Genomic DNA, 20,774 nt, shown 5'->3' with positions numbered 1-20,774 from the left:
CGTATAGGCGATCGGCCGGCCGCGCTCAGCCGCGTTCGCGCCATCGGCGCGGGTCCAGCCGGCCCTCGTACATGGGCAGCTCCAGGGCCGGGTCGTCTTCGCGCCATTGCGACCACAGCCGGTTGAGTCCGGCGGTGCCGAAGCGACGAACGCGGCTGACCTCGTCGAGGTTGAGCACGTCGGTGAGCGTGCCGGCCGTGGCGCCGGGCAGCTGTGCGCGCACACGGCCTTCCGGGTCGATGATGGCGCTTTCGCCCACACCGGCCGGCGTGCTCGCGTTCACGCTCACCATGAACACCTGATTGAAGATCGCATTCGCGCGAATGAGTACCTGCTCCTGGGCCCGGTCGCTGGTGGTGGTGGCCACCGGGTTGATGATCACCTCGGCGCCCAGCCAGGCCAGCTGACGACAGACTTCGGGAAACCAGATGTCGTAACAGATCGCCAGGCCGATACGCCCGACGCCCGGTATTTCGAACACGCTGAATTGCGAGCCGGGGCGATAGGGTTCGAACGGTCGCCAGGGGAAACACTTGCGATACGCGGCCACACATTCGCCCGCGGGCGAGAACACGGGCGCAGTGTTGTAGAGATGACCGTCCGCGCCACGCTCGCACAGGCTGCCCGGCTGCAACCAGATGCCCTGGCGACGCGCGATATCGCCAAGCGCGCGCATACGCGGGCCGTCGATGGGTTCGGCGGCGGCTTCGAGCTGGGCCTGGCGCTGTTCGGGCGTGCCCGCGCTCGGGCAGCAATGCATTTCCGGGTAGACCACCAGACGCGGCGTGTCCTTATCCTCGGGCCCGAAATTGGGGCCGAAGTCGCTCAGATGCACCTGCAGCTGTTGCTCGAAACGGGCGGTATCGTCGGCATCGCGCATCGACTGCGCAGGCGCCTGGATCGCCAGTACGGGAAGAAAACGCGTCATGGATTGCTCCACTGCGGGCTCATTCAGCCTCGCTGAATTGCACTTGCGGCGGTTGCCGGGTAAAGCCGCGGGTGAGATAGGCCAGTTGCGCGACGCCCAGCGCCAGCCAGATCAGGCCCAAAACCACCGCATGGCTGTCGAGCTGGGTCAGCAGGGCGAGGTTGACCAGCGCGCCGATGCCGGGAATCACAAGCCCGCCGATCACGCCGTAACGATCGCGTGTCGGCCGGTCGCGACGGTACATGAACAGCACCGATACGTTGACCATGGTAAAGGCGATGAACGCACCGAAGTTGATGAACGAGGCCGCCGAAAGCACGTCCAGGAATACGGCCACGATGCCGATTGCCCCGGTCAGCACGATATTGAATACCGGCGTATGAAAGTTCGGATGCAAGGCGCCGAACAGCCGCCGCGGCAGCACGGCGTCGCGACCCATGGCATAGAGCAGGCGCGAGGCGCTGGCCTGAGCAGCGATGCCGGAGGTGAACTGGGCCAGGACCATGCCGGCCAGAAAGATCGCCCCGAACAGGTCGGCGCCGATGGTACGCGCGATCTCGAAGGCGGCGGAGTCGGTATCGTTGAAATTCGCGCCCGGGTGGACCAGCTGGGTGGTATAGCCGACGGCCACATAGATACCGCCGCCGATGAGCGCGGTCAGCAGGATCGCGCGCGGGATATTGCGGCGCGGCTCGATGGTTTCCTCGGTGAGCGTGGTGACCGCATCAAACCCGAGAAAGGAATAGGCCGCGATGGCCGCGCCCGCGGCGATGCTCGACATGCTCGACTGGTCGTTGAAAAACGGCGTGGTGCTCAACAGCGCATCGGCACCGTCGACGGCGAATACATGGCGCAGCGACAGCAGCACGAAAAATGCGATGACCAGCACCTGAAACACCATCAGCAGCGAGTTCACCCGCGCGGCGAGCTTGATCCCATAGGCATTGAGCGCGGTGGTCAGACCGATGAAGCCCAGCAGGAACACCCAGCTCGGCACCTCCGGGAAGCGCGCGTTCAGATAGGCGGCGCCGATGAGCCAGATCACCATCGGCAGGAAGAAATAATCCAGCAGTACGCCCCAGCCGACCATGAAGCCCACGCGGTCGTCGATAGCGTTGCGCACGTAGGTGTAGGCCGATCCGGACGCGGGAAAGCGCCGCGACATGATGCCGTAGCTGTAGGCCGTAAACAGCATGGCCAGCGTGGTCAGCAGATAGGCCGTGGGCACCGCGCCGTGGGTGGCATCGGCGACCACACCGAAGGTGCCGAGCACGATCAGCGGTGTCATGTAGGCCAGGCCGAACAGGACGACGGCCTTGAGCGTCAGGGTGCGTTCGAGTTGTGTATCGGTTTGTGACATGTCAGTTGGTATGCGTGATTGTCCGGCGCGGCAACGAAGCGTTAACCTCGCGCGCCGGCGGGCCTGCGGTTGGCAGAACCCGTCCAAACCATGCCCGAGGCGCGATACACCGCTTTTGCAGATGGTCGGCGACGATCGATCCCAGGCCCCCTAAGATTCCTCAATGACCATAGCCACGGCACGCGCTCATCGTATATAACCCCTCGGGGGTACGTAATCGCGGCGCAGAGAGTGTTCAGGCATGCGTGATACGCACACGCGGGCGGCTATCGCCACGGCGATCCGGGCGTTGAATACCCCGCAGTTCATGCCGCGATTTACGGCGCTGCTGCGCTGCGTGGCCGCATTCGACAACCTCATCGTCATCGCCTACTGCGGCGAGCAGCGCCCGGAGGCGCTCTATCGCGAATATGTCGATCCGGTGGTCTATCTGCCGATGGATAGCGAATACCTGCAGGGCGCCTATCTGCTCGACCCGTTCTATCTGCAACACCGTGCCGGCCGCGATGCGGGCGTGGAACGACTGGCCGATATCGCCCCGGATCGGTTCCGGCGCAGCGAGTACTACCGCAGCTACTATCGCCAGACCACGCTGATCGACGAAGTCGCAGTGTTTGCGCGGGTTTCGCCGGGGGTGACGCTGACGGCCTGCCTGGGCAAGGATCGATCGAGCGGTACCCGTTTTCTGCCGCGCGAAATCAATGCGCTTAAGCGCTACGAGGCCACGCTCAGCGCGCTCATGGAAACCCACTGGCGCGACTACCAACCGGCGCCGGGCCAGCCGAAGCAGGCGCTGCCGCTGAGCCGTCGCCTGCAGCACGTACTCTGGCGTGAGCACGGCATCCAGTTGAGTCCGCGCCAGGCCGAGGTCGCGCTGTATATTCTGCGCGGGCATTCCTCGCGCTCCATCGCGCGGGCGCTGGGTATCAGCGCCCAGACGGTGAAGGTGTTTCGACGCCAGCTCTATAGCCGATGTGCCGTGTCTTCCCAGGCGCAGTTGTTTGCCCTGTTGTTGCCCTTGTTGACCCGGCTGACCGACGCCCAGTGAGCGCGTCATCAACGAATGTCCTGGCGTCTGGTATAAAAAACGGGTCGCGATGGTTTCGGGCGGGGGATTACCGCCAGCGGCTAGCCAAAGGGGGAAGGACAATGGTCGACGAGGCGTCGCTCGAACCGGTATGTCGGGTCGGGCAAGCACATCGGGTGAGCGCGGGCCAGGGCGGGGTCTGGTGGCGTGAGGCCATCGAGCTGTTGTCGACGGATACCGAGCACTGGATCTTGGCAACGCTGATTCTGCTGGCCTGTGGCCTGCTGGTTGGTTTGGCGTGTGCCTTCGTGCCTTATATCGGCGACTTGCTGACCGGGCTGTTCGTGCCGGTATTTTCGGTCGGGCTGCTGTATCTGGCCTACCGGGTGACCTATGGCCATGCCCTGGTCTATCGCGATGTGCTCATCGGACTGCGCCAGCGCACCAAGGCACTCCTTCTGGCAGGCGCGGCCCAGGTCGCATTGCAGGTGATCGGGTCGCTGGCGCTGTTGATCGTGATCGGGATGTCGCAATCGAGCGTCAGCATGGCCGATTTCCGCATGCCCGCCGAGCAGGTCGATATTTCCGGATCGCTGGGCGTGATCCTGTTCTTGGTCATGCTGCTGGCCATGTTTTTCTATGTCGCGGCGACCTGGTTTCAGCCGGCGCTGGTGTTTTTCGGCGAGCGCGGGCCGGTACAGGCACTCAAGCAGAGTCTGCATGCGGTTTTGATCAACTGGCGGGCATTCACGCTCTACGGCCTGGTCAGTGCCGGCCTGAGCATCGTGCTTGTCGGGGTCTTCGCGGTCCTGTTCTCGCTCATCAACCTGTGGTTGGGCGGCATGCTCGGTGTGCTGGCGCATATCCTGGTCGGCATTGCCGCGCTCGCCACCTCGCTGTTTTTCATCGCCTTGATGTCGTTGACGATCTATACCTCGTTTCGCGATATCTTCGGCCTGGAAGCCGATACGGGTTACGTGCTCTAGGCAAGTGGGGCGGCGCGGTAGTGCCCCTGGGCATCGCGGGCTAAAGTTTTTCCGTATCGCGGCCGATTGATCGTCATGGCGTATCAGTACCGTCGAGTGGTCGGATGTCGGAAATAACCCCCAGTGCAGCGAGTGGGGCGTTGTCGCATGCGGCGTCTCAGCCCCCAGCTGCGCCCGCGTCGCGTGGCGAAGAATCCGCGGCCGGCGCCACGCCCGCCCCCGTGCGGGTTGAACCCGTGGCCAAGACAGAGGCTTCGGCCGAGCAGGATTCGAAAGTCGGGCGGGTGCGCTCGCAGATCGAGGCGCTCGAACAACGACTGCGTTGGGAAATGCAGGCGCTCGAGGCCGCGCACACGGCTCAAGCGCGCGCGGCCAATGCAGTACTGGCCGGGGAAACCACGGACAAGCACAGCAGTCTGACCGCCGCCGTGCAATCGGCGCGCTCGCGTATCGCCGGTACCGAGGGTGAGCTGCAGGTCGCAAAAACCGAGTTGACCCAGTTGTTGATTGATTCCGGCCGGAATCTCGCCGGCAGCGCGGTCGACGTGCGGGTATAGACCGCCAGCAACCCCAAGTAGGGCCAGGGTTTTCGACAGCTGACGCGCTTACGCGTCCAGCAGTTCGGGCAGCAAGCGCAGCACCTGCTTGGAAAACCCCAGCCCGACATGGCTGCCCGTCACCTGGATATGCTCGACATCGTCGCTGAAGCGATCGATACAGGCCTGCCAGGCCACCACGCCATCGGCTTCGCTATAGATGGCATGGACAGGCCGTTCGATGGGGCGGGTATAGCGTTCCAGGGTGGCGGCTTCGAGTGCGTCCATCGACAGGCCGCGGCGTTCGTAGACATGGCTGACCGCGGTGTACTTGGGCCCGCCGACGACCGGGCTGCCGAGCGTGACGACGCGGCTGACCAGTTCCGGGTGCTCGCGGGCGATTTCGCGTGCGATATAGCCGCCCAGACTCCAGCCGACCAGGGCGATGGGTGTGTTCAGGCGATCGACCAGCGACCGCAGGCACTCGATCACCGATGGCGTCAGTTGGTCGACATCGCCGTGGTTCTTGCCCTGGCCCCAATCCCAGGTACGAAAGCCGCAGCGGCGCAGGTAGCGGCGGATGAGCCACATCGACGCCGGGCCAGCGCCCAGGCCGGGCAGCAGCATGACCGGTCGGTCCCGGCCGTCGATATGGCGCGGCAGGCGTTTGTACTGAGCCGGGTCGAGCGCGAGCCGAAGCGGGGTCAGCAGCTCGCCGGCGAGCAGACGCCGGCTGGGCGGCGTCATGCCGGTGCCGTAACGACGCTGAAATTCGGTAGTGTTCATGCCTGCGTAGGACAATTGTTCGGCCGGATCATGGTCGGAGTGTAACCGCTGCACGGGGCCATGGTGTGGGCTGCGCCTGCCCCGTTTGGGCTATCGCCAGCCGGTCTGCCAGTGCTCGTCGTCGTTCAGATCACGCCAGGCGAGTGTAATGCGTCGCCGGGTGAGCACGGCTTCGAGCACGGCCTGGGCCACATGGTCGTGCTCGTCACGCAGCAGTTCGACGACGATGAAGTGTTTTTCTTTCGCCCTCGGCCGGGTCGCCGTCCACTTGCTGTGATGGAGCTTGTCGGGATTGATGCGATTCATGGCGCTGTTCTACGCAGCGGCGTCGCTCGCCGACGCGTTCACGGTGCGGCTGACGCGCATGCCACCGATAAACCGCCCCGACGCCCACGATGGCGCCGGGATGCCGGCAGCAGCCATGCGATATCAGGTCGCTGCGGAACCCGATTCATCGAATCTACGCTCGAAACCGCCGATACGTTCAGCAATGTATTGCGCGAAGTCGTAGACAGGGCGCTCCAGGTAGCTGATATTGCCGGGGCGTGCCGCGGGCGAGCTCAAGCCTCGGTAGACACGCTCGGTGCAGCAGCGGTCCTCGACATTCACCTCGTCGAGCAGGTTCTTGAGCGTTGTCTGGTATTCCTGGGCCTTCGGGTCGGCCATGAATTCGGGTGACAAGCCGCCGCCGTAGGTGATGTGCACCTGGTCGACACCCCGGGGGTGCAGCGTGAGATACCAGAAATAACCGGGCGTAAGCGTGATGAAATGGTTGGGATAGATCGCGATCAGCGCGGTCGTCTTTCGCCAGTCCCCGGTGAGCCGGTCATTGTCTGGATGGGCGTTGCCGATCGCGAGCGACGCTTCCTTGGTGATCCAGTGATAGTTGAAATGGGCGAAACCTGGCGGGCAGTCCATGTCCTTGATCGCCGAGTGCGGGCCCACGGTCGCCTCGTGACAGGCAGGCAGGTGATAGCTCTCCATGAAGTTCTCGGCCAGTACCTTCCAGTTCGTGTTCCAGACGTGCGTTTCGTAGAAGGTCTGCCGGTAATCTTCGACATGATAATGCGCGATCAGCGATTCCAGATCGCCTAGCCGCTCGCGCACACTGGGGATCTCGTCATTGAGGGTGATATAGATCCAGCCCATCCACTGCTCGCAGCGGATCTCCGGCAGGCGGTATTCGGGTTGCTTGAAGCCCGCTGTTTCCTTCATGAACGGGGCTGCGCGCAGTTCGCCGTTCAGGCTGTAGGTCCAGGCGTGATAAGGGCATTTGATGCGCTGGACGTTGCCGCAGCCTTCGAGCAGTACCGACATGCGGTGCAGGCATACGTTGGATAGCGCGCGCAGTTCCCCGTGCTCGTCACGCAGGATCACGACCGGCTGATCGACCAGGTCGTAGGTTATGAAATCGCCGGGTTCGGCCAACGCTTCGGCGCGACCAACGCAGATCCACTCGCTGCGAAACAGGTCATTGAGCTCGTGTTCCAGAAAGGCATCGCTGGTATAGACACTCGGGGGCATGGCGATCGCATTCGAGAACGGACGCGCAACCGTGTCCATCAGGTTTAGCGTGGCAGTGTCGTGGGCCATGGCGTGCTCTCTCTATCAGTTGGCGTAGGGGCGTAATCGCGCGCGATCTGCGAGACCGCGGCGGCGGGATATCAACTCGACTCGTTATCTGCGGTTTCGTCCAGCGTGATGAGCTGCGCATCGGCCTGTTGCCATCCCAGGCGGATCGATGCCCCGATTTCCGGAATGGCCACCCCGCTGGCATCGGTGAGCGATACCGTTAATTGCTGGCCCAGGCCCTCGACGACGAGTCGGTGGCTGGCGCCGAGATAGGTATGGGATAGAACGGTTGCATCGACGCTGCCCGCACAGAAGGCATTCCCGGATACCGGCAGCAGGCGTTCCGGCCGGATCGAGAGCGCATGTTCGCCTGCAGACGTCAGGTTGCCGCCGACGACCGCACCCGCACGGCTGCCGTCGGCGAGTCGAACGGTGGCTTCGCCTGCGTTGCGCGACTCGATCGCACAGGGCAGCAGATTCGTTTCGCCGAGAAAGGTCGCGATGAAGGAGGTCGCCGGGTGGTTGTAGAGGCTTTCGGGGGTGCCGATCTGGGCGATGCGGCCATGATTCATGATCGCGATACGGTCGGACATCATCATCGCCTCGTCCTGATCATGGGTGACGAACAGAACCGAGACGCCGAGTTTGCGTTGAATGGTCTTGATCTCGGTCTGCAACTGGTCGCGCAAGCGTTTGTCCAGGGCGCCGAGCGGTTCGTCGAGCAGCAATGCGGCCGGGTCGAATACCAGCGCCCGGGCCAGCGCTACCCGCTGTTGCTGGCCGCCGGAGAGCTGGCCCGGACGACGATCGGCGAACGCGGCCAGATCCACGCGTTCGAGCATTTGCATCGCCGCCTGGCGTCGCTGGCTGCGGCCGACCTTGCGCATCCGCAACGGAAAGGCAACGTTGTCCAGAATCGACATATGCGGAAACAGCGAATAATGCTGAAATACGACGCCCAGATCGCGATGTCGGGCGGGCACGCCGGTCACCGGGCGCCCGTGCAGCATGATGTCGCCCGCGCTCGGCTGTTCGAAGCCGGCGATCATCATCAATGTGGAGGTCTTGCCGGAGCCGCTGGGCCCGAGCAGGGTGACGAATTCGCTGGCGCCGACCTCGAAATCGATATGGTCGACCGCCAGCGGTCGCTTGTCGTCATAGCGTTTGCAAAGCGCGCGTACGCCGATCGCCGTTGAATCGGAGGATACGGACTCGCTGGCGGCGGGGGCCGTGGTCGTGTGAACGTTCGCGGTCGCGGCAGATGTCGGCATGGCATTCCTTGGGATAGAGGTCGCTTGGGCGCTCATTCGGTGACCTTCATGCCGCCGGGCAGCAGACTGATACGGGAACGGCGCAGCATCAGCACCATCTGTACGGCCAGCAGCAGGGTGGTGAACATCAGCAGCAGGGTGGATACGGCAGCGATCACCGGCGTGAGGCTGTACTGAAGATCGATGAATATCTTCACCGGCAGGGTGGTCGCGTCCGGGCCCTGCAAAAAGTAGGCGATGACCACTTCGTCGAAGGAAAGCGTGAAGGCCAGCAGCATGCCGCCCAGCAGGCCCGGCAGGATGACGGGCAGATAGACATGGCGAAACACCGCGATCGGGCCACCGCCGAGGCTGCGGGCCGCGCACGAGCGCCGGATTCAGGCCGTTCAGGCTCGAGGCCACCACCAGATAGACATAGGGCAACGCCAGCACGGCATGTGCCAGGCCAATGCCCAGCGGTGTGGCGACAAGATGCAGGCGCGCAAAGAAGTTCAGATAGCCCAGTCCGAGTACGACCAGCGGTGTGGCGATGGGCAGCAAAATCGCGCCGATCACCAGGCTGCGGCCCCGAAAAGTGGCCCGGTGCAGGGCAATGGCCGCCAATGTGCCCATGAGCGCGGAAACCGATATCGCAATGAGCGCGACCTTCAGCGAGGTCAGCGTGGCGTCGAGCCAGGCGGGCGACGAGAAGAAGTCGGCAAACGAATGCAACGAGATGCCGCTGGGCGGAAATTCGAGTATGTCCAGTGGCGTGAGGGCCATCGGCACCACCAGAAGCGATGGCGCGACCAGAAACGCGAATATGGCGCCCACGACAAGCCAGAGCAGGATGCGGCCCCAGGGCCAGGTATCGATTCCCGGCATCGACGTCGCGCGATTGCCGGCAGGCGCGGTCTGCATGTGATGAGCCTCAACCATGCTGGTTCTCGGTCGGTATGCGCTGATAGAGGATCACCAGCACCGTCACTACCAGCGATACACCGAGTGCGAGCAGCGACGCCGTTTCGAAATCCACGAGCTCTTTCTGGTAGTACTCGATGGTGTTCGAAATCATCTGATCGGCCGGCCCGCCCAGCAGTACTGGCGTAATGAAAAAGCCCACCGAGATGATGAAGGCGAGAAGCGCCGACGCGAGAATGCCCGACAGCGTGAGTGGCAGCAGCACGTGGCGTGCCCGCGCAAATACGCTCGCGCCGAGGCTGGCGGCTGCCCGGTCCAGGCGTTTGTCCAGCGGCAGCATCACCGCGAATATGGGAAACACGGCATAAGGCAGGGTGTAGTGCACCATGCCGATGATCACCGCGATCCGGGTGTGCAAAAGCCGTAGCGGCTGGTCGATCAACCCGAGTTGCAACAGCAGCTGATTGAACACGCCGTCGTTACGGAGCAACTCGATCAATGCGAAGTTCTTGACCAGTACGCCGGTCCAGAACGGCAGTAATACGAAGCCGAAAATCACGATACGTGTCGCGGTCCCGGACAACCACGCAAACAGCGCGATCAGATAGGCGAGCACGGTGGTCACGACGGCGGTGACCAGGCTGACTACGATCGTGGTTCGAATCACCAGCCCGAGCGTGACATTGGCCTCGAGCGTGTCGACGCTGGCCGAGCCGCCGGCGATCGCGCCGCGCACGATCTCCAGCAGCGGCCAGAACAGCAGTGCGACGAGAAAGACGAGCACCGGCGCGAGCAGTAACAGGCGCCAACTGCCTTGTCGGTGCCACGGCCAACGGTTTGCGCAATGGTCAGTCACGTCGACGTAGCCCGGTTGGCGATTAAAGCGGTATGCGATCGCATATCAGGCGTGCAGGACCTGCCAGCCGCGAAACTGCTGTGTAACGCGGTCGAGGTTTTCTGCCCACCAGGCATCGTCCTTGCGAAAGATCGTATCCTGCAGCGCCGGGCTGGTCGGCACCTGTTGCGCGAGCTCGTCGTCGAGCAGCGAGATGGCCTTCTTGTTGCTCAGCCCATAGTAGGTCGCGCGCATGAAGGCCGCGGCCGACGGGCCATCGTTGCAAATGAAGTCGATCAGCTTCATCGCCTGCTTGGCGTTCGGGGCCCCTTTGGGGATGACCAGATAGTCGCCGGTCGCGCCGCCCTGATTGGCGGTGTGGCCGATGTCGGCACCGCCCTGGTTGGCAACACGAATCCGGCCCGTGAACGGCATGCCCAGGTCGGACTGACCGCTTTGCATCTGCTGGATGACCTGCTGGTTGGTTTCGTACCAGAGGATCTGCTCGGGCGGCAGCTGGGAAAGCACCGCCAGGGCCCGGTCGACATCGAGGGGATACAGCTGGTCCAGCGCGACGCCGTCCGCAATCAGCGCAAATTCCAGGAGCATGGAATCCGACAGCGTCGTGTAGAGCGAACGGGTTGCCTGGTACGCCTTGGGGTCAAAGAACTCGGCCCAGGTTTTCGGCGGCGTGGCGATCTGCTTTCGATTCCACGCCATGACTTCCAGAAAGAAAGCGTACTTGATGCCGTAATCGTCAATCGCGTAATCCGGTATGTTTTCTGTCCGGATGATGTCGAAGTCGAGCGGCTCCAGCGGTATTTTCTGCTGCTTCGCTATTTGAAATTCGGAGCCCGTGAGTTCTGCAATATCCCACTGGATTGCGTTGGCGTTTATCTGACCCTTGAGCGATGCAAGCGAGGTGTTCGATGCCATTCGGACGTTGATTCCAGTCTCTTTCTGGAATGGCTGTATTATGGTTTTATCTATCGTTTCGTTGTAATATCCGCCGAAAGAGGCGAAATTTACGGGTCGATTCGATGCGCCAAACGCGCGAAAGGGGCTGGCCGCAAAGGGAAGCGCCGCGGCGGCAGCTGCGGAACCCAGCGCGAATTGACGCCGATTCAGCCCCTTGGGCCGAGAAGGATTAGACTTGTCGCGTGTGTCGTTCATAACCAGCGTCTCCTTAAGGCGCTTCGGATCGACAGCTGTTGTCGCCAGGTCAATCCATGATGAGTCCAGGATAAGACTAGACGCAGCGCGACTTTTGCTAAAATATAATTAAATTAATTAGCGCATAATAAAAAACTATGCAAAAGGTCGAAAGTATTTATAAATAATTAAAATTAATTGATTTTCAGAGATTCTGGTTCGAGTGGTGCGTCGTTCGTTTAACACACGCTTTGGGTGCGAAATATCTCGTGGCTTGGCTTGCCGAGTTCATGTGCAAGCGAATAGATCGCTTCAGCACCGGGCGAGAACTGTGCGGTGCGTGAACGCGCCATGCCGGCGGTCAGCGCCTGCGCCTCGTCTTCCAGTGCGAGGGCTTTCAAGGCGCGGCTGCCGGCCGGCTCGAAGGCGGTCAGCGGCGTGTTGAATAACGAAAAACCCAGCCCGTTTGCGACCAGGCCACGCAGCATGTCCATCGACTTCACGCGGTGTGCGATGGTCGGAGTTAAGCCGTGATGCGAGAATATGGACAGGAAGTATTCGCGACTGAGCGACCAGTCGAGCAATACCATGGGAAAGCGCACCAGCTGTTCAAGACGAATGCTGTCGTGGCTGGCCAGCGGATGATCCTTGGCAACCACGGCATAAGGCGGAAAGCGATATAGCGGCGTGAATTCCATATTCGAATGCACGCCCAGATCGTACGTGAAGGCAAGTTCGTAGCTGCCATCGGCCAGACAATCGAATAGATCAGTCTGGGTCATTTCGTCGCAGAACAGCCTCACCGCCGGATAGCGTTGGCTGAATCTGTGCAGCAAGTCGGGCAGGAACAAGGGCGCGAAGCTGGGGAATGCCAGTAGGCGTAACTCGCCGCGAACCTCTTCGCCGAGCGTGGCCGCGAATTTCTCCAGCCGCTCAGCCTCGTCGAGCAGCTGGCGTGCACGGCCGAGCAGCTGCTGCCCCGCCGGCGTCAGCGTGAGCCCTTGGGCGTGGTGTCGCACGAATAGCTGTACGCCCGTTTCTTCCTCGATCTGCTGAATCGCTGCCGAGATCGACGGTTGCGACACATATAGCTGTTTCGATGCCCGCGTTACGCTACAAAGCTGGCCGGCGACGACGAAATAGCGCAACTGCTTAAGGGTAAACTGTCGCATCGGCCGGCGCTGGACGTTCCGTGGTAGGCGTTCATGATCCAAGGCCTGCTGATAAGCAATGAACGTACCACTTGCGCATCGTCGGCAGGCGTTGTGATTGGTTCGCGAGTGGCGAGCTTGGCGGTGCCCTGGTTGGCCATGCCCACGCGGCTTTGGTCTGGCCGAACCGGCCTGTGCCGCCGCGAAGTCAGCCGGCACCGCCCCGCTGGCGCACGATCGCAAGGCAGGGCCCGGCGTACTGGGTCAACTTTGGGCACCGTAGCTAGCGTGGGCGATAGACCGCGTGCGCACTTTTAGTGCGCACGTCGACAGGCTCTGGTCACGGACCCGCGGCAGAGAAGCGGCGCAAACGCGATGTGCGTCTGAGCCGCCGGGCCAGCAGGACAGCAGCGACGCTCAGCCCCGCGATCAGGCCGATCCAGTAGCCATAGACCCCCAATCCGGCAAAGACGCCGTGCACGCCGCGCCCGAGCAGATTGCCCAGCCCCACGCCGACGCCCCAGTAGGAGACAAGCGTTACCGCCATGATGATGCGGGTGTCCTTGTAGCCGCGCAGTGCACCGGCCAGGCTCACCTGCAAGGCATCGGAAAACTGATAGAGCGTGGCGATGAGCAGCAGTTCGATGGCCAGACGCTGGACGGCGGCATTGCCCGTATACAGCGACACGGCGAACGGTCCGGCAAAGACCAGAATCAGGTCGATCACGAACGCGGCAACCAGCGCACAGGCCACGCCGTTGAAGGCCACGAAACGCGCATGGCGCAGCTTGCCGCGCCCCAGCGCCTGGCCAACGCGCACGGTCAGGGCCATGCCCAGCGACAGCGGCAGCATGAACAGTACCGAGCTGAAATTCAGCGCCACGGTATGTGCAGCGATCACGATTTCGCCGTAGCCGGCCAGAAACAGCGCGATCAGCGTGAACAACGACACCTCGGCAAAGATCGCCACCCCCACCGGCAGGCCCACGCGTAGCAGTTCGCCGATCGGTGCCAGTGCCGGCCAGGAGAAAGCCTGGCCAAAGCGTGCGCGCCGATAGGCTGGTGCAAGCTTGGTATAGACAAGCATGGCCAGAAACATCGACCACATGGAAATCGCGGTGGCGATACCACAGCCGGCTGCCCCGCGTGCCGGTATGGCCTGAAGCGCCGCGGGCAGTCCGCTACCGAACAGGGCGGTCAGTCCATCGCCGCCGAAGATCAGTACATAGTTGGCCACGATGTTGACCGCCAGCCCCAGCAATGCGAACTGGAGCGAGGCCCGGGTATGGCCCAGCCCGTCGGAATAGAAGCGCAGCGTTTCATACAGCGCGATCGCGGGCAGGCCGAACGCCACGCCCGCCAGATAGCGCATGGCCAGCGGCAATACGTCGGCCGGTACCGACATCCAACCGAACACGGGCGCGGCGAGCGCGCGAATACCCAATGCACAGCACAGCCCGAGTGCGCCCGCCACCCACAGCGCCTGATGCACGGCCGGGCGGATATGCGCGAAACGGCGCGCGCCGACATGCTGGGCCACGATCGGCGTCAGCCCCATGAGCGTGCCGATCATGAACAGCACCAGCGGCAGCCATACGCTCGAGCCGAGTGACGCCGCCGCCAGGTCGGTCGCGCTGGCGTGGCCGGTCATGGCCACATCGACCGTGCCCATGCCCACCTGGGCGAGCTGGGCGCCCATGATCGGCAGCGCCAGCCGGATCAGGCGCGCGCTTTCGATACGGCGCAGTCTGGCGTGTCGAATCCTGAACAAAACAGCCTACCCCGGCGATACGAACCTGGGCCCGGTATCGGCAGATACCGGCCACGGCCGGCGATTCTAGCCTATCGCCTGCATCGGCCGGTGCTTACGTACGCGCCGATACCGCCGCCGCGTTTTTATTCGGATACAACACGGTTACGTCCTTCGCTTTTACCCCGGTAAAGGCGTTCATCGGCGCGGGCGAGCAGGCTGGACAGGTCGTCGCAAGCGGGGTCGAGTTCGGCAACGCCGAGCGTCACCGTGATCGCAATTTCCTGCCCGTTGTGTTCGCAGCGGGACTCGGCGGCCGCAGCGCGGACACGTTCGGCGGTACGGGTGGCTTCCGCAATATCGGTATGCGGCAGTAACAGCGCGAATTCTTCGCCGCCGAGCCGACAGGCCAGATCGCACTCCCGTAGCCCGTTCTTCAGGCATTGGGCGAACGACACCAGCACCGCGTCGCCGGTTTCGTGGCCGTACTGGTCGTTGACGTGCTTGAAATGGTCGATGTCGATCAGCACCGCCGATAACGGCTTGCCATAGCGTTTGGCCTGGGCCAGCTGGCGAGGGAATATTTCCGCCAGGCCAGCCCGATTGCACAACTCGGTCAACGGGTCGCGCAGCGCGAGTGCGCGCAGCCGTGCTTCGGCCTGTTCGCGGGTGACTTCGTAGGCATGCGACAAGCCGAAGATACACGCGGCACACAGCGCCACGTTGGCGATCCCGGCCAGGGAATAGACGTTTTCGGTTTCCGCGAACTTGAAACCGAATATCACCAAAGCGATGGTCAGAAACGCGCCGGTGAACCAGAAACCGGCGCGACGGCCGAGCAACAGATAGGAAATCACCGGTATCAGAATCGGCCAGACGAACACCGTCGCCTGGGCGCGCCGGTACCAGCAGGCAAACATCATGGTGGTACAGAATGGCAGCAGATAGGCCAGTATCCAGCGCTGCAGATGCACCGTAGACGAACGTGTCACCAGCAGCAAAATGCCGGCGTAGGCAGCCATTGCAAGCTCCGCTACCGCCACCGGAAAGCTGCCGACGGTGATATTCACGCTGGCGAAGAAGATGCCGCAGCTGATGGTCAGCCAGAGCAGTGCGCGCAGTACCGCTTTTCGGTGCGGCGCATCCGTGGCCGGGCGCAAGGCGTTGCCGGGCTCGATCGGCGCCGGTTGAAATCGTTCGTTGTCTGCCGCTCGGTCTGCCATCGTGCTGCGTGTTCTCGGTCCCGGTCCCCGGGGCCGAGTTATAACGCAAACGGGCGGCCCTCGCATCGAAAAGGGGCATGGCCGATGCCCTGCTCAAGCGGGGCGAAAACAAAAACCGATGTCTTTACTTCTTTTGTTTTCAACCGATTAGGGTTGGCCGGCTGCGACGGTCAGCGTGGCTCATCGCACATGGCGCAATAGGTTCGCGATCACGCCTTCGAGCTGGGCCAGCGAGCCACATTCGTTGACCTGATGGCAATGGGCCCGGTAGCGGCCCATGACCGAATCGCCCGTATCCCAGGCAACACGTGGCTCGGGGTTGAGCCAGATTACCCGCTGCGCGCGATCGTAGATCTGGCTCAGCAGATCGGTACGTGCCTCGCCTTCGTTGTTGCGGGCGTCGCCGAGGATGAGCACGGTCGAGCGCCGGTCTACGTCGGCGAGTGCAAGACGCTGGAAATCGGCCCATGCCTGGCCGTAGTCGGTGCTGCCCTGGCCGTGTTCGGCGAGCGTGCGCGCCATGGCCTCGTCCAGATCATATTGCTTGAACAGCTCCGTGACCTCGGCCAATTCCGAGCAGAAGGCAAAGGCCCGTACCTTTGGGAGTACATCGCCCAGGCTGTAGAGAAACATCAGCATGAAGCGCGCATACAGCACGACCGAGCCGGAGACATCGCAGATCGCGAACACGCGTGGGCGTTCGATACGTTTTGTGCGCCAGGCCAGTTCGATGAGCGTGCCGTCGTGGCGCATGTTGCGGCGCACGGTACGCGCGACATCGAGCGTGCCGCGTTGTTTTACACGACGTTTACGTGAATGCGCAGCGGTGAGCTGACGGGCCATGCGCTCGATCGCACGGCGCATGAGCGCATCGTCGCGGCGCGAAATCGCCGCCAGGCGGGCGCGATAGAGCAGGCGTTCGCGCAGGCGCTCGCCCTGGGCATCGGCATGCAGCACGAACTGGTCTTCCACATGATCGCGAACCTGGGCACGCAGTTGCGCGTAGCGACGGCGTAATTCGGCGGCCAGCGCGCGCTCGTTATGCGCCTGTGCGGCCTCACCCGCGAGAACTTCGTCCATCAACGGCCCGCGGCCCATGCTGTCGAGAATCCGGCGCGTGTAGAGGCCCTGCTGGGTGAATACCTTAATATCTTCCAGCGCATGCCTGCGTGCCGCCTGGGCAATCGCCAGGGCCAGGGCGTTGCGGTCGTCGGCCATGAGCTGCTGGCCCAGCGGTGAGCGTGCGGGGGCGAATGACGGGTTGGGCGTGTTCGTGTGCGACTCGGATGACGCCGCGCCGTTGGCCGCGTCGTGCGCATCTTCGACGGGCTCGCCGCCGTTGCCACCGCCGCCGCCTGTGCCCGCTTGGCGGCCCTCGCTCGGGTTGTCGCCCGGCGCGATCTGCTGTTCGGGTTCGCTCGTATTGTCCGGCGCTTGATCGGTTGTCGCTGCGTGTGGGTCGGTGCTGCCGAAGTCGTCGAAGCGAAAGAAGCGCTCGAAACAGGTATCGAAGGCCTCGGCCTCGTCGGCGCTTTTTGCCAGCACCGCAGCCAGGGCGTGTTTGAGCCGCGCGCGCTCGTGCCAGCCAACGATTTCGGCGGCCCGGAATGCATCCAGGGTTTCGGCCGGCGACACACGCACATCGGCGGCACGCAGGGCGCGCACGAAATCGGTGAGCGTGCGCTGCACGGCTAGTCGACCACGGCTTGACGCATGAGCGTGGGCAGCTGCGATGCCACGGCCTCGACATCGTCCTCGAACTTGAGCAGCACGTTCAGGGTGTCGCGGACCCAGGCCTCATCAAGCGAGTCGACATTGAGCAGCAGCAGCGTGCGTGCCCAGTCGATGGTTTCGCTGATCGCCGGGGTCTTGCGCAGCTCCAGCGCGCGCAGGCCCTGCACGAAGGCGACCAGCTGGCGGCGCAGCGCGGCGCTGACCTCGGGTACCCGGGTTGCGACGATCTGTTGTTCCAGCGCCGGTTCGGGGAAGGGGATATACAGATGCAGACAGCGGCGCTTGAGCGCGTCCGATACATCGCGGGTGTTGTTGGAGGTCAGAAACACGATCGGCGGCGTGCCGGCGGCGCGGATCGTGCCGATCTCGGGCACGGTGACCTGATAGTCCGAGAGCATTTCCAGCAGCAGGGCTTCGAATTCCTCGTCGGATTTGTCGATTTCGTCGAGCAGCAGCACGCTGCCTTCGGGCTCGCGCAGGGCCTTGAGCAGCGGCCGGGCTTCCAGGAAGTCTTCGGAAAAGAAGATGTCGTCGTAGCGATGCAGCTGGGCCACCGACTCGCGCAGGCCGCGCGCGCCGCCCAGCGCATCGGCGATCTTGTCCTTGAGCACCTGGATATAGAGCAGCTGCTTGCCGTATTTCCATTCGTAGAGGGCCTTGGCCTCGTCCAGGCCTTCATAGCACTGCAGCCGGATCAACGGCAGTTCGAGCATGGACGCCACGGTCTTGGCCAGTTCGGTCTTGCCCACGCCGGGCGGGCCTTCCACGAGTACCGGTTTTTGCAGTTGCGCGGCGAGATAGACCACGGTCGCGATCCGGCTCGAGCCGATATAGCCGTGTGCGGCGAGCGCGTCGCTGACGGCATCGACGCCGGTCAGGCTGTCGGCAGGCGAAAAAACAGGCGAGTCGGCCACGATGGCTCCGAGAGAAAACACAGGCAGGGCGTCATCATAGCGATGTGGCGCGTGCCGATCAGCGGCGACTGTCCGACGACGCTGCGGCGGGTAGCCTCCAGTGCTTGTCGATGGTGATGTCGCCGGCTTCGACGACTTCGACGGTGGTCGGGCGTCCGGCAATGCGCAGATAGCGCCCGTCGACGAGAAACGGGCCAAGCCGTGTGTTGGCCGGTTGATAATCCCAGAAGTGGTCGAATTTGGCGGGCAGCACGCTCAATGGCTGGTTATCCGCATCCAGGAAACGATAACGGCCGAGCAGCACACCGAGCGGCATCGCGGGGTCCGGCTGTTCGCCGGTCAGGCGTTGCAGGTCGATCAGCCACGGGCGTTCGCCCAGATCGTAGTCGGCTGTGTGCCATTGGCCGGAACGACAACGCAGCCCCAGTTCGACCGCGCCCTCGGTATTGGCGGGGCCGCCGTCGTCGGCGATCAGGCGCCAGCGCAGGGTGGCCAGCATCTGGCGGTCGGCGCCATCCCCGAACGTCGGATATTCCTGGCGTATCACCTGCCAGCGTGCCCTCGCCGGTTTGCCGTTCGGCGTGGTGGCCGAGAGGGTGCACAGCGCGCTTTGTTCGGGCGAGAGCGCGAATATCGGCGCACCGCTGTCCATGGCATGCGGCTTGAGTTTGTCGTCGGCAACGGCAGGCACCTGCTGCGCGCCATGGAGTTCAGTCGAAAGCCGCGACGGCACGAAATACAGGGGAATATGCACGCCCGGGCCGATATCCACTGCGTTGTAGCGCGCCTTGTAGGGGATGAAGCGCACGGGCTTGGTCAAGGCCGGCTGGTCGGCCAGCACCCGCACGGCGACCGTTACGGCACCGGCCTTGGGGGCTATATGCAGGGGCAGCAAACGGGCACTGCCATTGCCGAGGATCGTGGTGAACAGATCGCTTTCGCCGGGTCGTACCCAGTCGGGCCACAGGTCGTTGTTGCGCTCGGCGGCAAACGCGGGCGGTTCGCGTTCGAGCATCAGCGCGCTGAGGTAGTCGCGACGTCCGGAAAGTGTCAGCAGGTAGTTGTGCTCGCCTTGCGGGGTGAGCGTCGCGGTTATGCCGCTTTCGCCGTCGATGCGGACTGGGCCGTGATCGTCGGCTTGCAGGTCCAGGGTCAGGGTGTCGGTTGCGTCGATCGGATAATAGTCGGCCTTTGCGCTGATGGCGGCGATACGCTCGACGCGCTCGGCGACCTGCTCGAAACCCAGCGGCAGGCGGCGGTTGCTCGTGTGCAGGTTGCCGGTATGGGTATCGGAGCCGGTGCGCATATAACCGCCGGCCAGATCCAGGTCGATGGCCTGGTCGTTGTCATCGAGCGGGGTCAGGTCGCGGTATGCCAGTCGTCCAAAGCGGGGCTGCTGATCGCGCCATAGGGCATGGTCGAAATCCAGCTCGACACCCCAGGACCGATTGGCCTTGAAGCCGCCGACCGCGGTGGGGAAAACCTCGGCTTCGGTGAGCGCCGCGGGGGCGCTTGGGTCGTCCTCGTCGAGGGCGACGGCCGTGGTCGGGCTCGTATTGAACGTGATGTAAACCTGGCCCTGCGAAGACGACTCGTAGCGCGGCGCCTCGTAGTGGTGGCGCAGCGACTGCTCGGACCAGTCGGCCGGTGCCAGGGCGATGAGTTGGCGCACCGGTTCTTGTCGGCCGCCCATGGACGCGCTGCTTTCGTAGACAGCGGCCATGCGCTCGATCCAGCCGCTGCGGCGATCGATGACCAGATGCCCGGCCAGATGATCGCCGTCGACCGCGGGGGCGAGCGATACGAAGACATGCGCCGGGGTAACCGTCATCACGGTGAGTACGGGCGGCGGCAGCCCGGCGATGCTATCCAGGGTTTGTGTGCTGCCGGGCGTGGCCTCCAGGCCGGAAAACACGCCGGGTGCAACGAATTGAGGCGGCAGCAGGCGGGCGAGGTCCGGGGCCTCGTCGGCCAGGGCCGAGGCCGCGGCGGTATCGGTCGCACGCGGCCAGTGTGCGCCAGCGCCCGTGGTCGGCAGCTGGAAACCGCTACGGAGCACGGCCAGAAGCTTCGGTGCGCGCTCATCGCTCCAGGCGCTGCAGTAGGTTCTGGTTCGCTTCTGGCCGCTCACGCACAGATTCAATGGCGTGATCGACATCGGCTGATCGGCGCCACCGGCGCGATAGCGCACCAGGCCTTCGGTTTCGACCGCCACATCGTTGGCGGTGGTTGCGCCGCGCATCTGGAATTCGGCGCGCGAGAACAGGCGGTAGGTGCGCGCATCGCCTTTCTCGGGAATAAAGGAAAGCTGTGTTTGTGACGTGCCGCAGCCCGCCATCAGCCATATCGACAGCGCAAGAAACGCCAGGAAACCGTATCGACGCATGGGGCGGGCACTCGTGAAGGGCAACGGGCGGCAAAGAATAACCATCCGCACGCGAATCGCAAGCGTATGTATTTGAAGGGTAGATATGATTTTTCGTGGCAGGTGTGGTCGTTTTTTCGCCCCCGGGCCAGGCGCCTGGCTCGCGGCCGGGGTTGGCCCGCTCGTGTCGATGCACAGGGCTTTCAATCGATTGGTTCTTGGCCCGGCGTCAGTGCGCAAAGAGTGCTTTACGGCGCTATGAACTGTGGATACAGTCCACGACG

At 63.4% G+C, this 20,774-nt stretch carries 19 protein-coding genes; 4 read left to right on the top strand and 15 right to left on the bottom strand.

The window, feature by feature from the left end:
* Positions 1–25: 25 nt before the first annotated feature.
* Entirely contained in the window at positions 26–928 is a 903-nt protein-coding gene (locus tag S4A8_RS06505; RefSeq protein WP_353219513.1) for a carbon-nitrogen hydrolase family protein, read from the bottom strand.
* A 19-nt stretch (positions 929–947) separates the two neighbouring features.
* A complete protein-coding gene (locus S4A8_RS06500) occupies positions 948–2,288 on the bottom strand; it encodes an APC family permease (protein ID WP_353177456.1) in 1,341 nt (446 codons plus the stop codon).
* A 241-nt stretch (positions 2,289–2,529) separates the two neighbouring features.
* On the opposite strand from S4A8_RS06500, the gene S4A8_RS06495 reads away from it, so the two are divergent.
* From S4A8_RS06495 to S4A8_RS06485, 3 genes are all read left to right on the top strand, one after another.
* Positions 2,530–3,336: a helix-turn-helix transcriptional regulator gene (locus tag S4A8_RS06495; RefSeq protein ID WP_353219512.1), complete on the top strand. Its 807-nt coding sequence runs from the start codon at positions 2,530–2,532 to the stop codon at positions 3,334–3,336.
* A gap of 101 nt (positions 3,337–3,437) precedes the next feature.
* A complete protein-coding gene (locus S4A8_RS06490; RefSeq protein ID WP_353219511.1) occupies positions 3,438–4,301 on the top strand; it encodes a BPSS1780 family membrane protein in 864 nt (287 codons plus the stop codon).
* A gap of 236 nt (positions 4,302–4,537) precedes the next feature.
* Positions 4,538–4,858, top strand: coding sequence for a hypothetical protein (locus S4A8_RS06485; protein ID WP_353219510.1), 321 nt, complete (start codon positions 4,538–4,540; stop codon positions 4,856–4,858).
* A gap of 48 nt (positions 4,859–4,906) precedes the next feature.
* Here the strand turns inward: S4A8_RS06485 and S4A8_RS06480 are convergent, their stop codons facing one another.
* The 5 genes from S4A8_RS06480 to S4A8_RS06460 form a co-directional block, all read right to left on the bottom strand.
* A complete protein-coding gene (locus S4A8_RS06480; RefSeq protein ID WP_353219509.1) occupies positions 4,907–5,623 on the bottom strand; it encodes an alpha/beta hydrolase in 717 nt (238 codons plus the stop codon).
* A gap of 90 nt (positions 5,624–5,713) precedes the next feature.
* Entirely contained in the window at positions 5,714–5,929 is a 216-nt protein-coding gene (locus S4A8_RS06475; RefSeq protein ID WP_353219508.1) for a TIGR02450 family Trp-rich protein, read from the bottom strand.
* 123 nt (positions 5,930–6,052) lie between these two features.
* Positions 6,053–7,216 carry an aromatic ring-hydroxylating oxygenase subunit alpha gene (locus S4A8_RS06470; RefSeq protein ID WP_353219507.1) on the bottom strand — a complete coding sequence of 388 codons (1,164 nt, stop codon included), beginning with the start codon at positions 7,214–7,216 and terminating at the stop codon, positions 6,053–6,055.
* Between the two features lie 71 nt (positions 7,217–7,287).
* Positions 7,288–8,466 (bottom strand): ABC transporter ATP-binding protein, encoded by a 1,179-nt coding sequence (locus S4A8_RS06465; RefSeq protein ID WP_353219506.1) that lies wholly within the window; start codon positions 8,464–8,466, stop codon positions 7,288–7,290.
* 32 nt (positions 8,467–8,498) lie between these two features.
* On the bottom strand, positions 8,499–8,843 hold the full coding sequence (locus S4A8_RS06460) for an ABC transporter permease (RefSeq protein WP_353219583.1): 345 nt from the start codon (positions 8,841–8,843) through the stop codon (positions 8,499–8,501).
* 233 nt (positions 8,844–9,076) lie between these two features.
* On the opposite strand from S4A8_RS06460, the gene S4A8_RS06455 reads away from it, so the two are divergent.
* Positions 9,077–9,370 carry a hypothetical protein gene (locus tag S4A8_RS06455; RefSeq protein WP_353219505.1) on the top strand — a complete coding sequence of 98 codons (294 nt, stop codon included), beginning with the start codon at positions 9,077–9,079 and terminating at the stop codon, positions 9,368–9,370.
* Between the two features lie 6 nt (positions 9,371–9,376).
* Here the strand turns inward: S4A8_RS06455 and S4A8_RS06450 are convergent, their stop codons facing one another.
* From S4A8_RS06450 to S4A8_RS06415, 8 genes are all read right to left on the bottom strand, one after another.
* Positions 9,377–10,150, bottom strand: coding sequence for an ABC transporter permease (locus tag S4A8_RS06450; RefSeq protein WP_353219504.1), 774 nt, complete (start codon positions 10,148–10,150; stop codon positions 9,377–9,379).
* A 117-nt stretch (positions 10,151–10,267) separates the two neighbouring features.
* Positions 10,268–11,374, bottom strand: coding sequence for an extracellular solute-binding protein (locus S4A8_RS06445; RefSeq protein ID WP_353219503.1), 1,107 nt, complete (start codon positions 11,372–11,374; stop codon positions 10,268–10,270).
* 218 nt (positions 11,375–11,592) lie between these two features.
* Positions 11,593–12,525: a LysR family transcriptional regulator gene (locus tag S4A8_RS06440; RefSeq protein WP_353219502.1), complete on the bottom strand. Its 933-nt coding sequence runs from the start codon at positions 12,523–12,525 to the stop codon at positions 11,593–11,595.
* A gap of 319 nt (positions 12,526–12,844) precedes the next feature.
* Positions 12,845–14,203, bottom strand: a complete 1,359-nt coding sequence (locus S4A8_RS06435; RefSeq protein WP_353219582.1) for an MATE family efflux transporter — start codon at positions 14,201–14,203, stop codon at positions 12,845–12,847.
* 197 nt (positions 14,204–14,400) lie between these two features.
* Positions 14,401–15,477, bottom strand: a complete 1,077-nt coding sequence (locus S4A8_RS06430) for a GGDEF domain-containing protein (RefSeq protein WP_353219501.1) — start codon at positions 15,475–15,477, stop codon at positions 14,401–14,403.
* A gap of 180 nt (positions 15,478–15,657) precedes the next feature.
* Positions 15,658–17,166 carry a VWA domain-containing protein gene (locus S4A8_RS06425; RefSeq protein ID WP_353219500.1) on the bottom strand — a complete coding sequence of 503 codons (1,509 nt, stop codon included), beginning with the start codon at positions 17,164–17,166 and terminating at the stop codon, positions 15,658–15,660.
* 2 nt (positions 17,167–17,168) lie between these two features.
* Positions 17,169–18,125: an AAA family ATPase gene (locus tag S4A8_RS06420; protein ID WP_502950708.1), complete on the bottom strand. Its 957-nt coding sequence runs from the start codon at positions 18,123–18,125 to the stop codon at positions 17,169–17,171.
* 58 nt (positions 18,126–18,183) lie between these two features.
* Entirely contained in the window at positions 18,184–20,511 is a 2,328-nt protein-coding gene (locus S4A8_RS06415) for a hypothetical protein (protein ID WP_353219499.1), read from the bottom strand.
* Positions 20,512–20,774: the final 263 nt, after the last annotated feature.

This window comes from Salinisphaera sp. S4-8 (genome assembly GCF_040361235.1).
In the GTDB taxonomy this organism is placed as follows: domain Bacteria; phylum Pseudomonadota; class Gammaproteobacteria; order Nevskiales; family Salinisphaeraceae; genus Salinisphaera.
This window is presented reverse-complemented; position numbering and strand designations above follow the sequence as displayed.

Coding starts and splice junctions, on each gene's coding strand:
- S4A8_RS06505 (WP_353219513.1), bottom strand. CDS start 928: ATGACGCGTTTTCTTCCCGTACTGGCGATCCAGGCGCCTGCGCAGTCG.
- S4A8_RS06500 (WP_353177456.1), bottom strand. CDS start 2,288: ATGTCACAAACCGATACACAACTCGAACGCACCCTGACGCTCAAGGCC.
- S4A8_RS06495 (WP_353219512.1), top strand. CDS start 2,530: ATGCGTGATACGCACACGCGGGCGGCTATCGCCACGGCGATCCGGGCG.
- S4A8_RS06490 (WP_353219511.1), top strand. CDS start 3,438: ATGGTCGACGAGGCGTCGCTCGAACCGGTATGTCGGGTCGGGCAAGCA.
- S4A8_RS06480 (WP_353219509.1), bottom strand. CDS start 5,623: ATGAACACTACCGAATTTCAGCGTCGTTACGGCACCGGCATGACGCCG.
- S4A8_RS06475 (WP_353219508.1), bottom strand. CDS start 5,929: ATGAATCGCATCAATCCCGACAAGCTCCATCACAGCAAGTGGACGGCG.
- S4A8_RS06470 (WP_353219507.1), bottom strand. CDS start 7,216: ATGGCCCACGACACTGCCACGCTAAACCTGATGGACACGGTTGCGCGT.
- S4A8_RS06465 (WP_353219506.1), bottom strand. CDS start 8,466: ATGCCGACATCTGCCGCGACCGCGAACGTTCACACGACCACGGCCCCC.
- S4A8_RS06455 (WP_353219505.1), top strand. CDS start 9,077: ATGAGCGCGGAAACCGATATCGCAATGAGCGCGACCTTCAGCGAGGTC.
- S4A8_RS06445 (WP_353219503.1), bottom strand. CDS start 11,374: ATGAACGACACACGCGACAAGTCTAATCCTTCTCGGCCCAAGGGGCTG.
- S4A8_RS06440 (WP_353219502.1), bottom strand. CDS start 12,525: ATGCGACAGTTTACCCTTAAGCAGTTGCGCTATTTCGTCGTCGCCGGC.
- S4A8_RS06435 (WP_353219582.1), bottom strand. CDS start 14,203: ATGGGCGCCCAGCTCGCCCAGGTGGGCATGGGCACGGTCGATGTGGCC.
- S4A8_RS06430 (WP_353219501.1), bottom strand. CDS start 15,477: ATGGCAGACCGAGCGGCAGACAACGAACGATTTCAACCGGCGCCGATC.
- S4A8_RS06415 (WP_353219499.1), bottom strand. CDS start 20,511: ATGCGTCGATACGGTTTCCTGGCGTTTCTTGCGCTGTCGATATGGCTG.